The 11,665-nt window shown below is 41.2% G+C and carries 12 protein-coding genes; 8 read left to right on the forward strand and 4 right to left on the reverse strand.

From position 1 onward, the window contains the following. Positions 1-242: 242 nt before the first annotated feature. Entirely contained in the window at positions 243-722 is a 480-nt protein-coding gene (locus V7K15_RS24210; protein WP_334909593.1) for a hypothetical protein, read from the forward strand. On the opposite strand, the gene V7K15_RS24215 is transcribed toward V7K15_RS24210, so the two are convergent. After that, positions 707-874: a hypothetical protein gene (locus V7K15_RS24215; protein ID WP_334909595.1), complete on the reverse strand. Its 168-nt coding sequence runs from the start codon at positions 872-874 to the stop codon at positions 707-709. The two genes, V7K15_RS24210 and V7K15_RS24215, sit on opposite strands and share 16 nt — an antisense overlap. 337 nt (positions 875-1,211) lie before the next feature. Between V7K15_RS24215 and V7K15_RS24220 the strand changes: the two genes are divergently transcribed. Both V7K15_RS24220 and V7K15_RS24225 read left to right on the forward strand, forming a co-directional pair. Next, entirely contained in the window at positions 1,212-1,433 is a 222-nt protein-coding gene (locus tag V7K15_RS24220) for a hypothetical protein (protein ID WP_334909597.1), read from the forward strand. A 332-nt stretch (positions 1,434-1,765) separates the two neighbouring features. After that, the gene (locus V7K15_RS24225) at positions 1,766-2,416 is read left to right on the forward strand and encodes a hypothetical protein (RefSeq protein ID WP_334909599.1); all 651 of its coding nucleotides are present in this window, start codon (positions 1,766-1,768) and stop codon (positions 2,414-2,416) included. 127 nt (positions 2,417-2,543) lie between these two features. On the opposite strand, the gene V7K15_RS24230 is transcribed toward V7K15_RS24225, so the two are convergent. Next, the gene (locus tag V7K15_RS24230) at positions 2,544-2,681 is read right to left on the reverse strand and encodes a hypothetical protein (protein WP_334909601.1); all 138 of its coding nucleotides are present in this window, start codon (positions 2,679-2,681) and stop codon (positions 2,544-2,546) included. Positions 2,682-3,342: 661 nt separating this feature from the next. Here V7K15_RS24230 and V7K15_RS24235 point away from each other — a divergent pair. After that, positions 3,343-4,404 (forward strand): YncE family protein, encoded by a 1,062-nt coding sequence (locus tag V7K15_RS24235; RefSeq protein WP_334909603.1) that lies wholly within the window; start codon positions 3,343-3,345, stop codon positions 4,402-4,404. Positions 4,405-4,640: 236 nt separating this feature from the next. Here the strand turns inward: V7K15_RS24235 and V7K15_RS24240 are convergent, their stop codons facing one another. Continuing rightward, the gene (locus V7K15_RS24240; protein ID WP_334909605.1) at positions 4,641-6,506 is read right to left on the reverse strand and encodes an alkaline phosphatase family protein; all 1,866 of its coding nucleotides are present in this window, start codon (positions 6,504-6,506) and stop codon (positions 4,641-4,643) included. An 829-nt stretch (positions 6,507-7,335) separates the two neighbouring features. Between V7K15_RS24240 and V7K15_RS24245 the strand changes: the two genes are divergently transcribed. From V7K15_RS24245 to V7K15_RS24260, 4 genes are all read left to right on the forward strand, one after another. Beyond that, entirely contained in the window at positions 7,336-7,791 is a 456-nt protein-coding gene (locus V7K15_RS24245; protein ID WP_334909607.1) for a sunset domain-containing protein, read from the forward strand. A 107-nt stretch (positions 7,792-7,898) separates the two neighbouring features. Continuing rightward, complete coding sequence (locus V7K15_RS24250) at positions 7,899-8,378, forward strand: hypothetical protein (RefSeq protein ID WP_334909609.1); 480 nt, start codon at positions 7,899-7,901, stop codon at positions 8,376-8,378. Between the two features lie 298 nt (positions 8,379-8,676). After that, the gene (locus tag V7K15_RS24255; RefSeq protein ID WP_334909611.1) at positions 8,677-9,696 is read left to right on the forward strand and encodes an endonuclease NucS domain-containing protein; all 1,020 of its coding nucleotides are present in this window, start codon (positions 8,677-8,679) and stop codon (positions 9,694-9,696) included. Between the two features lie 474 nt (positions 9,697-10,170). Next, on the forward strand, positions 10,171-10,809 hold the full coding sequence (locus V7K15_RS24260; protein ID WP_334909613.1) for a MarC family protein: 639 nt from the start codon (positions 10,171-10,173) through the stop codon (positions 10,807-10,809). 163 nt (positions 10,810-10,972) lie between these two features. On the opposite strand, the gene V7K15_RS24265 is transcribed toward V7K15_RS24260, so the two are convergent. Continuing rightward, a complete protein-coding gene (locus V7K15_RS24265) occupies positions 10,973-11,422 on the reverse strand; it encodes an Hsp20/alpha crystallin family protein (RefSeq protein ID WP_334909615.1) in 450 nt (149 codons plus the stop codon). Between the last annotated feature and the right edge of the window lie 243 nt (positions 11,423-11,665).

Here is an 11,665-nt window from a genome sequence, read left to right on the forward strand (position 1 = left end):
CCGAGAGTTCAGCCTTAGTGTCAGTAATCTGCTGACGGGCTGGATTAGTTATGTACGGGCTGATTACCGTGATTCACTAATCAACGAATCGCACCCTAAGACTTTATGCTAGAATCCCCTAGCCTAAAGACAGGGGTGTTAACAGGGGATTTATAATTTTTGGCTTATGTCACCTGATAATTCAGGTTTTATAATTAAAGTAAAAGGGCTTAGAGCATTAAGCATAAATGAGGTTAAAGGTTGTGAAGAAAATAGTTGTTGCTGCAATATTCAGTTTAATCGCTGGGTCAACATCTTTACTTTTTCCCCAAGCCGCTAAAGCTGATAGGGTTGTTTATTGTCATCCTGTTACTGACAATAGGGTGGTCAAAGAATCGGCGGCTGACCACTCCCATGCTTATGCAAATGGTTATCGAGAAGGAGAACAAAGCGCTCGGAATAGAGAAGCTTATAAACCTCGGACTGGGGGAGGTGAATTTGCTCGTGGTTTTCAGGATGGTTATTTGAATCTACCTTATGCTGGGCAAGAGAATGTTGTATCTAAAACAATTGTGCAACAGACTACTCAGGTTTGTAATGAAGATGGTTATTACACCGTAGCGCCTCCTCCTGTTTACATCTACAACCCCTATGCCATCTACGGGTCGCCCTATCCTACTTTTGGCATCAACTTCGGATTTGGAAGAGGGGGCTACAGATGGGGTCACTATCGAAGATGGTAGAGGGTGGGGAATTCCGCACTAACCAGTTGTGGCGTTCGCGTAGCGTCTCCAAGAGTTGCGATGACCCAGGGCTGTGAGTTGGCTGCTCTTGTTCTTCTACAGCGTTGGGTCAACAACTGGCGGTGGCTGTTCTCTTCTGTTTCTACAGTCATATAAGTAACTCTCCAGTGGACGTGTCCAGTCTATCCAGTGGACAGTCTATCACGCAGCGATCGCTAATAACGGGACTTAAACATTTTTGAGGGAGAAACAAGCCTCAAACCCATGCAGGGTAAGGTAAATACACCAAATGCTCGAAAATAGCCTAAACCCGCCGGGTAAGGCTAGCAGCTTTGACATATTTACTACACAAAATTGACACAAGTATAAATAAAATCTTTAAAAAAAAAATAACCGTTAATTAATAAATTAATCTATTGAGGTTCAGAGTAATTAAGTCAAAAAGTTAACTGACTTGATTACACACAATTGAGTTCAGGAAAAAGATTAATGAACAGGATTATTGCAGCAATTGTAGCTTTACCACTGTTGGTTGCCTCAATGCCAAAACAGGCATCAGCACTATCAGTAATTGGGAACCCTGATGTTCAAAAACCACAAGCCCCAACATTACTTGCAAGGCAAATGCAGCGTCATCGCTGGATACGTGGGCATTGGATAATCAGAAATCACCATCGGGTATGGATTCGGGGTCATAATCAGTATTACTAAGCACTTGATACGAATCAAAGCAATAGCCGTATCAAGGGTATTGTTGTTAGACCTGTAAAGAAGGCGATCGCATTACGTTATTGAGTTAAATAAAATGTGATCGCCCTATTGGATTAATGAAATCGAACTATCTAGCGGTGACAAGCTGACCTGTGAAGAAGAATGACCCGCCATTTTGTCCATTACCCTGTAGTGGATTACTTTTTAGATCAAACAGACGAAGCTCAATTGTCCCTTCCACCGTTGGACGTTAAGTTTCAGCAAAATTTAGTTTTTATCTTTCTTAAAAGATTGTATTCTTATTATTTATTGATTTGATCAACAGCGCAGCCATGAAAAATCTGTTCCCATTCTTATTGAGTGCTATTTTATTAAGTGGCACAGTGGCTTGTAATAAAACTAATAGCCAGACTGACAGCACTTCTAGTAACAACAAAACTGCGATCGCTGAACGGACATCTAGTCAGCCAAACAATCAACAAATCTCCGTGCCTACTGGAACAAGTTTTGATACTGTTCTTCAACAAGATATCTCTACGGTTAAAAGCCAAAATAATGACCGCTTTGTTTTAGAAATGAAGAATTCCTCAATCGGAGGCAATAAAGTTCTTCAAGATGGTCAAATACAGGGACACCTGGAAGATGTAGTCAAAGCTGCCAAAGGAAAAAAAGCAAGTTTACATTTAGTTTTTGATGATATTTCTCTTAAAAATGGCTCATCTTATCCCATTGATGCAACTTTAGTAAACACCAAATTAGAAACAAAAACCAAAGGTAAGTTCATTCAAAATACAGGGATTGTTTTAGGTGGTACAATTGCAGGTCATTTTCTTGGTAATCAAGCCAAGTTCAAGCATGGTGGGCTAGCAGGTGGTGCGGCTGCGACTGCTTTCGTTTTGTCTAGCCCTGGTGGAGAAGTTGCCCTTAAAAAAGGTACAAATATTAAACTTCAACTGAAATCTGCTATTGGTACTACTCAATAGACCATCAGCTTCCTTTGGTGTAGTTAAAATTCAAAGAAGTCTTACATCTGTCATCTGGTGTACTCCGTAGACTTCCCTAAAGTGACTGTGCAGAAATGCGAAAAGCATGAAGGCTAGTCCTTGATATTCAGGATGAGTGAGTGTAAGCAAGTTTCATATATATGGTAGCTGCTGCTGATGCCAATTCTGCAAACTCCTCAGCATCATGTAACCAATAAATTTGGGCTTGTAATTCGCCTAGTGTGGCTGCTAAACTTTCATTCATATTAAATCTAAGTTTTTCTCCAAGACAATCTGGTAGTGATTAACTACACCAGTATTTTAGGTCTTAAGGGTTTCCTCTAAGAAACTGAAAAGAGCGATGCCGAACGCGCAGAGCGTCTCCTTGGCGCAGCCTCTCGTAGAGAAGAGTTGGCAGCCTATTCGGCGTCGCTAGCCATAGTTTAGACCGGGGCGGGGCGCACCTGTGCAATTTACTAGCGATTGGGCGTTTGCCTTGGCGCGATCGCTAATCTTGGTCAAAGAGTTATGCAAATCATGTGTCAAAACGTTGTAGGCTGTGGATCACAGGGTTTACAGTCAGCGCGATAAAAAAAATCGGCTAGTTGGGGTATGAGAATCATTGTCACAGAAAACCGGGTTAAGCTTAAAAGTCTTATCGTGTAAGGATTTTATTGAGTGGTCGCCAGCCATGCCGCTCTTGCTTATCGCCCTTAATTCAAGCGTTCGCATTCAGCATCTCGTAGAGAGGAAAACCCAAGAGCAATGCCCTCAGATAATTAAAAACTACACGGGCTATGCCTACGCACTCTGAAATCTGTGATTTCTACCCCGAATTTTTAGCACCTAACTTGGAGGTACTGCTCCTAATACAATGGAAGTCTAGTAATATCCGAAAATAATTGTAAAAGGAAAGGAATATATTTTTGAACACCATAATTTCTCGTAGGATTGGCACAGCTATTACCTCTGTGTTCATCTCTGGTTTGAGCTTTTGCTTTCAAAATGTAGCAATTAGTGGCACATTACCAAATCACAACTACCACATAATTAAAAAAATACCTTTAGGTGGAGAAGGACGATGGGATTACCTGACATTAGATAGTGCAGCCCGTCGCCTATATATTACGCGCTCCACAAGGGTAACAGTATTAAATGTTGACACGGGGTTGGTTGTGGGTGAAATTCCTCATACTGCGGGAGTACATGGGGTCGCCATTGCCCCAGAATTAAGTCGTGGCTTTATTAGTAATGGTAAGGCGGCAACAGCTACTGTTTTCGATTTAAAGACACTACAAGTTATAGGAGAAGTTAAAACTGGTTCTAACCCAGATGCAATTGTCTATGAGCCTATGTCCAAGAAAGTCTTCACTTTTAACGGCAACAGCAACTCGGCAACTGTTTTTGATGCCAAAACTAGTAAAGTCCTGGGGACAATCGCTTTAGGTGGCAAACCAGAATTTGCTGCCGCCGATGACTTAGGGCAGATTTTCGTGAACTTAGAGGACAAAAACGAAGTCGTCGCAATCAATGCTAGTAATCTCCAAGTAAAGGGACATTGGGCGCTCAAACTTTGCTCAGAACCAACTGGTATCGCAATAGATAGACAGCATCAACGCTTGTTCATCGGTTGCACAAACCAACTGATGAGTGTAGTGGATGCAAATACAGGAAGTATTAAAGCTACACTACCAATTGGCAAAAGGACGGATGCGATTGCTTATGACCCAGTGACTAGATTAGCTTTCAGTTCAAACGGTGAAGGTTCACTGACAGTGGTACATGAAGACTCTGCCGATAAATTTAGTATTGTGAATAACGTCATAACCCAGCCAGGAGCGCGGACAATGGCGTTAGATTTGAAGACCCATAAGTTATATTTGGACACAGCCAAATTTCAAGCAAAGTCTACCCCCGTCTCAGGGCAGGTGCGATCTCGACCAAGTATTATCCCTGGTACTTTTGTGATTCTGGTTTTAGGAGATTGACCAAAACAAAGGCTAATTGGCAACCAGAATAATTGCTTATCCCGAAGTATTGAGGAGATACAAGTTTTGTTATCTTTGCGTGACACCGATTAGTTCTAAGTGCGGGAATTACAAAGAAGGGCAGGGGGCAGAAGGCTGGAGGCAGTAGGAAAACTGCCCAACGCTCGAAGAGAGCTGCCCTATCCTGCCTCGTGCCTCCTCCAATCCTCGTACTCCCTGCGCTCTTTATCTATTCGTTATTTTTTTATTTGCAAGTCCCTACAGTTAAGTGGTAATGTCTGGGTTCTATCAATCTGAACACCTTGCAGTCGTTGAGGGTTTAAACCTAGAACCTGTAATGTAGTTGGAGCAATTTGGGTGGTAGAAACAGTTTTACTGATAGTTTTACCTTGCAGATTGCGGGAAAATCCAGTGCTACCTGCAATCAGGGCTACATGGGGGTCAGCATCAGTAAATCCACCATGCTCTGCACGCTTCTTGGTAGCATTACCAAGAAAATAGCCAGTTTTGAGTGGAACAATAATGTCAGGGGTGCGATCGCTTGTCCTTGGATCTCCCAATCCGGCATTGATGATGCTCTGACCATACAATACCGGACCCTGAGCAGCAGCATCCTCAGTTGAAAACGCCACCCCGGTTTTTGGATCAATCGTATTATCAAATGAGTAATTTTTGGCATTCAGCAGGGCTACTGCTTTTCGGACATCAGATGGATTTTTCAAGAAAATCAGTGATGAAGTATCCTGACCTCGCTCAGAAGCAATCTGGATGCCGTTTTTTACTAAGAGAGCGGCAACAGCAGTCAGGTTTCCATCGCCACCAGCAACACCAGTAACACTATCAAATGTACTGCTCAAACCAACAGTCGGATCTTGTCCGGGATTTTGCCCGTGCTTGGCAGTCAAAATCACCAAAGTTGAACTGTCTAATCCTTTCTTTTTCAGTTCATCCAAAATCAGACCGATGCTGGCATCAGTGTGGGCTACTCCACTTACGAGGTCAGGACGGGCATTTCCATTAGAGTCAATCCCGCCACCATTAAATTGAGAGGCAGTCTCTTTCTCGCCTACGCTTACAGCTTGGAAATTCAAGCCAAAAATTGCCGGAGTGCCTTCTTTTATAGTGCCGGAATCGTTTAATCCATCAATCTCGTTTAATATTTGCTTAACCTTGAGATCGTCGTAGGTTGAGGTTGTTGCTACACTAGTAAACTGGCTAGCTCTAAAACCAGCAGGTGGAGCCTTAAACAGAGCCGGATTACCCTTTGTCGCGTCATTAAAGAAAGTAGGCGTGATTTTAGAGTTGGTGTTGGAGTAAGGAGTACCTGTTGATTGATCAACTAAAGCTCCAAGGGTGTTGGGGAGAAGTCCTGGCTTAGTTGGATCAATTGCCACTGCGGCGTTAATTTCTAGTGAAGAGTAATCGCTAATGCTGCCGACCCGACCCGTTGCCAAATTAAACTTCGTTGGGTCTTGTGTATTTCCAGCGAGGATGGTGTAAGCTGCAGGATGCTTGTCAGACCAAGCAGTACGTAGTCCAGCCGCGCTAGCTACGTCAAAAATGGTATTTACTTTCAGGTACTGGTTGGGGTAAACAGGGTTGCCATTGCTATCAACAGGCAATTGGGTTTTATCAAATCCCTGACCGCCATCTAAGGTGCCACCCTTACCATTAGCCCAAGATGCATCAACGTTTTCAGCAAATTCTACGACAGTACCTGGTTTGGCGGTGCCTGCGGTAATTTGGGCAGCAGTAGTGCCTGGGGCATACAAGGCGCGACTGTAGGATTTATCATAAAATACACCTGTCGTGCCGGGGTTAGCACCAGTGATATAGTTTAGCTCCCCAGGAAAGGAATCTGATGGTGCAGAAGTAAAAGCATTGGTGTATGTCACACCTTCTCTCTGCAAAAGCTTGATATTTTTCAAAGAAGATTGCAGATTAGCAACTGATAGATCGGAGTTGTGCAATCCATCAATCGAAATAATCAGAACATGACTAAAGCGGGCAGTTGTATTTCCGATACTGATTGCTTGGACACCAGGAATGAGGGTGTTGCTAACAATCGCCGTCGTCAACACCCCAAAAAGTGTTTTCTTCATTGTGTGTAACTAAATTGGAAAAATGGCTTATAATTTCAACAATCTGTAAAAATGTAAAAATCCTGAATTCAAGGGCTACTTCTTTTGGCAATAACTCTGGCCCAGCATTTATTAAAGACTCCCAGAATCACCCCATTGAGAGCATTGAAGAGAGAGAAGCGAAATCCATTCACAGGTATTGATTACAAATATGCACAGGAGGAATGCTCGCAGTGGGTCTTACGTGATTTTGCCGATTATTAGGAAGCACAAATTTGATTAAATCAATAACAACGTAAGCAACGCAAGTATATTGAATCTTACTTCACCAAATCTTTATAATCACTTCTGATCCAGCAAAAATAAATTCAGGACTATTTTAAGCCGTTTGAGCAATCACCCAGATGATCAATAATTGTTAATTCCCATTTTCCAAGGCTTTCAGAGTTAGGAAATTTCAAATTTCGGGAATAATTTTCTGCCTAGTTTTTTAAAGTATTAGCAAAGTTAAGGATTTGTTAATGTTTAAATAATCTGATAATGCAACCAAAAATGGCGTTGTTGCACGAATAGGAAAAGTCATGAGTCTGACCATGACTAAAGTCACTGTGTCAGGAGTGAGCTAGAAAAATGTTAAATCTAAGTTTTTCTGTAAGGCTATCTGGTAGTGATTGACCACAGCAGTATTTTAGGTGTTAATTGATGCCGAAGGCGGCAAGCTACGCCTCACCCATGAGTGGAGACTGCCAGAGGGGTGAGTGGCGCTAGTGATGTGCAGAGTGATGAAGTCAGTATCGGGTAAAATATTGGGAATTAAATATTAGAGGATGAGGAGCAAGAATTAACGGCAATGAACAATCAACTTAAACGAATGTCACTGAGCATGGTAGTGACGTTATTTACAGTGCTGATGCTAAATAGTTGTGGAAAAAAACCTGAAGAATCTACTAGTACTACGTCTCAAACACCAACTGCTGTTGCTCCAGCTAGTCCTGCCTTTAGTACAGCAGCTAGTCCTGTTCCTAGTACAGCAGCTAGTCCTGTTCCTGGAAATACAACTTCTAGCCCTAAGAAGCCAGCATCGGCGAATAAAACAGCAGTTTTAGCAGCAGCACAAAATCTCGGAGTGAAACCACAAAACGAAACAACTTGCCCAAGTGATGCACTGGTAAAAGGCAAAATTACCAAGAAGAGAGGCAACATTTACCACCTTCCCAAAACCTTAGATTATGATCAAGTCAAGCCGGATATTTGTTTTAAAGACCCAGCAACAGCACAACAAGCTGGTTTCCGTGCGCCTAAGTGATCTAAACAGGGCAAATTTTCAAATACATCCTGCTTTCGCTCCTGCTCATCGCCCCACCAATTCTGTTAAAATCGCGTCTGCGATCGCATAAATGTTGAGGCAGTGCTATGTGTGCAAAGGGATTTGGGCAATCTCAACCCACTAAAATCGATAAACTAGTTGAAAATGCAGTGGGTTACTGCCACAAGCGACACCCAGAAGCCCTAGACAAAATTTTTGACAATCTGTCTGTTAAGCTTAACCAGCAAGTGTTAGATGGTACAGTTGCAGCTTTAAAAAAAGATATTGATAGCCTCAGTTGGCTGTGTAGTTATTTTGCATCCGAAATTAACAGCAGTTCAGACAACGATAAACCCTACCATCCCATTATGTTGTTATCAAAACTTTTGATGAAATCGGGAATGCAGCCATTCGTTGATTTTATGCCTTATGTCGGTTGCCGCATTTCCATACTCAACAACGAGAAATTTGAAGCACTACCTCCCAAAGTTCAGGCAGCAGTTAAAGAAGGCTTTGATGTGACAGAAACTAGTGGGGAAGAGGCACAAAAGATAAATGAGGCGCTGCTACGGGAGTTGTCAGTGTAGTAGATAAATAGTGGCGCTGATTGATGAGCCATAAGCTCGCCCCACACCCAGGCGATCGCAGCTTGCAACAGAAGCGAGTTATGGTTTTACAGGTTCTAATAAAACTATTAAACTGTTTTCCCACTCATTAGATAACGACTATATGAATAGTCATCAACTTAAACTAGAAGGATTTACACCTTATGCCTTTCATTCCATATTTCATTCTTCTGTAAGTGTGCCTGAATGAAACAGTTTTGGGTACGCTTGTATTATGCCATAATACTCAGTACTCTATTAATATTACAGTGACGAAGATATGGTAGCTGGTGCAGCACTACGTAAAACAGGAACTGGTTGGGAATTTGCATCAGAAGCAGCATTAGAAGATTTTGTTTGGGATAACCTACAGCAGTTATCAGGCTTAATACCTTTAAAACGACAGTATGCTGTTAAAGGTGAAATCTGCGATATTTTAGCACTTAATGAGACAAGACAATTAGTAATTTTAGAACTCAAAAATACTGAAGATAGATATATTGTTCAACAACTAACTCGGTATTATGACAATTTGTTAGAGGATAAACCATTTCCAGAGCAAATTGATTACAGTGAGTCAGTAAAATTAATAGCGATCGCACCCTCATTTCACAGACATAATCTAATTGACCGCAAATATAATCAGCTTAATATTGAACTTTTGCAGTGTACAGTTATCCGCAACAATCAAGATTTTATTTTGCAGTTAATAGATATTGGTAGTAATAATAGATACTCAATTCCAATATCGTATCAAGAATTAGAAATTAGCAAATCAAGTGATATTCCAGCACCACCACAGATTTTATTAGATTGGCTGGGTAATTGTACTGGAGAAGAACAGCAAGCAATTCTTAAACTTAGAGAGAAAGTTCTTGACTTTGATGAACGAATAAAGGAAGAAATGGAGGGTAAAAATGTGATTATGTATGGTAGGAGCAAGACTAAACCAGTAGCTGAAATTTACTATCAAAGGAGCAAGAGTAAACCAATTATATTTCTGTGGCTACCAACTCCTACATCATGGCGAAAAGAAGTGATTGGTAGAATAAGACTTTGGTTAGATGGTTCGGTTGTGACTCATGTCGGTCATGTGCCAGAGGGTTTTGGCAAGATGAAGCTGCAATCTGAATGGGATGCTATGCCAAGAGAGAAAAGACCCGGAAATTACTATCACAATAAATATTTAGCATTCCAATCTGGAATTTATAACAAATTTTTGCAACAAGACTTTCAAAGTACTGTTTTTTTAGAATCACTAGTAGATTTAGCACTATCCAAGTGGTTGACAAGAATCTAAATTTAGATAGGCTTTGCTTTTTGTGATCGCCCCAATCAAGCCAGCATTCTGATTTAATCATCTGGAAACTGCCAAGATGAAATACTTTCTACATCTCTGCTGTTGCATTTAACACACTTAATGTCAAACACTGAATCCATCCACTCATAGCCGCAAGTACGACAATGACAAAAAATATTATTGCGGTTGGCATCTTTTATACCCTCATGCCATTGCTGTAGTTGGCCTGGATTTTGAAAAGGTAAATTATCAGACATTTTCATCAGCCCTTCGCTATCACCAGTCTACTTAAACGGTTGCCCCGATTGCGAGTTTCCTCTTTACCCTGGACAAATTGAGCCATACCATCGCCTTTTTGCGCCAGTTTTTGTAAGTTTTTCCGTTTTTTCGTAAAAGTAATAAAGTGGGTACAACCGCACCTTGACTGTCTGCTAAACTCTGCTTCTAGGGAACCCAGATATCCAAAAGTTGATCATGTCGTTAATTCCAAATACATTAGCAACCTTCATAGCTCTTTTCCCAATCGCCAATCCAATCGGTGCAATTCCGGTTTTTTACAGTTTAACAGCGAGGGAAACATCATCTGAGCGTCATCAACAGGCAAAACAAACTGCCACAAATGTAGTTTTAGTTTTAGCTGTGTTTTTAGTCGCTGGCAGATGGATACTAGAATTTTTTGGAATCTCACTAAATGTGTTGCGAGTGGCTGGCGGATTACTTGTCGCTCATACAGCGTGGGAAATGGTTACAGCTCATCAACGGCTAACTCCATCAGAAAATGATGAAGCTATAGATAAAGAGGATATTTCTTTTACACCAATGGCAGTCCCATTGGTCAGTGGGCCTGGAGCAATTGGGGTAGTAACGAGTTTATCGATTAGCTTTAATCATTGGGTAGATTATCTAGAATCTTTAGTGGGAATTGTTTTAATCGGGATTAGCCTTTACCTGTGCCTCGTCTTAGGAGAGCCACTGATTAAGAGATTAGGAAAAAATGGTATAGGAGCCTTAAATCGAGTTTTTGGTTTTTTCATCCTCGCAATTGGTGTACGGTTTATTTCTGATGGTTCTATTTCCTTATTGAAAGATGCATTCCATATTCAAGTAAAATAATCATATTGCTGTTACTGTAGAGGAAAAGAGAAGCGTAGGCGTAGCCCGTCGTAGACATCTTTCCCTCACAGACAATTGCTACAAAAAAGCCCAGTCATCTCATAACTGGACTTTTAACTATCTCAATCAATCATTGAAGGTAGAGTAGTTTCATCAGAACTAATTAAGCAGGTTGCTCTAGATTAACCTTGACAACTTTATTCTTTTCTTGCTCAGACTTGGGCAGTGTCAGGTTCAAGATACCGTCTTTATAATCTGCGGTAACATTGGTATTTTGAATCCGAGCAGATAGAGGAATTACACGTTGGAATTTCCCATAGTAGAATTCACTCTTGGTAGTGCCATTGTTTTCGGTTTTAGCTTCAGACTTGCGCTCACCGCTAATGTGAACAGCGTCTTCGGTGACTTGAATATCTAAGTCTTTAGCTTCAAGTCCTGGTAGTTCTAACTTGAGATGAATCGCATCATCAGTTTCTTGTAGTTCAGCAGCCGGAACTCTGATAAAGCCTTTTTCAAACCGTGCAGATGGGACTCTGGTATCTCCAAATAAGCCGTTGATGTGACGTTCTAAAGTGTTCAATTCTTGCCAGGGGTTGTAACGACGAACTAGCATATTAATTTATTCCTCGTACCAATAGTAGTTTTTTGCTCAATCAACTTCAAATTAAATCCTTGCTTTGATTACCATAATATGCAAAAATAACAAGCTGATGAATTCGGTTTTTTCACCTAATAAATGATGATTACCGTCAGATTGATTTGGGGATTATCAGGTGTAGAAAACTGCAAAATTATTGGTTCGGTAAACCCTATAAATGCTGGCTTGAATTTGGCTGCCTCAAGAGCGTTCTTATGT

The sequence above is a fragment of the Nostoc sp. genome (assembly GCF_036919815.1).
Taxonomy (GTDB): domain Bacteria; phylum Cyanobacteriota; class Cyanobacteriia; order Cyanobacteriales; family Nostocaceae; genus Nostoc.

Bases quoted from the DNA above. Each gene is read 5' to 3' on its own strand.
- V7K15_RS24245 (WP_334909607.1), top strand. From the start codon at position 7,336: ATGAACAATCAACTTAAACGAATGTCACTGAGCATGGTAGTGACGTTA.
- V7K15_RS24255 (WP_334909611.1), top strand. From the start codon at position 8,677: ATGGTAGCTGGTGCAGCACTACGTAAAACAGGAACTGGTTGGGAATTT.
- V7K15_RS24240 (WP_334909605.1), bottom strand. From the start codon at position 6,506: ATGAAGAAAACACTTTTTGGGGTGTTGACGACGGCGATTGTTAGCAAC.
- V7K15_RS24225 (WP_334909599.1), top strand. From the start codon at position 1,766: ATGAAAAATCTGTTCCCATTCTTATTGAGTGCTATTTTATTAAGTGGC.
- V7K15_RS24215 (WP_334909595.1), bottom strand. From the start codon at position 874: ATGACTGTAGAAACAGAAGAGAACAGCCACCGCCAGTTGTTGACCCAA.
- V7K15_RS24260 (WP_334909613.1), top strand. From the start codon at position 10,171: ATGTCGTTAATTCCAAATACATTAGCAACCTTCATAGCTCTTTTCCCA.
- V7K15_RS24220 (WP_334909597.1), top strand. From the start codon at position 1,212: ATGAACAGGATTATTGCAGCAATTGTAGCTTTACCACTGTTGGTTGCC.
- V7K15_RS24265 (WP_334909615.1), bottom strand. From the start codon at position 11,422: ATGCTAGTTCGTCGTTACAACCCCTGGCAAGAATTGAACACTTTAGAA.
- V7K15_RS24230 (WP_334909601.1), bottom strand. From the start codon at position 2,681: ATGAATGAAAGTTTAGCAGCCACACTAGGCGAATTACAAGCCCAAATT.
- V7K15_RS24250 (WP_334909609.1), top strand. From the start codon at position 7,899: ATGTGTGCAAAGGGATTTGGGCAATCTCAACCCACTAAAATCGATAAA.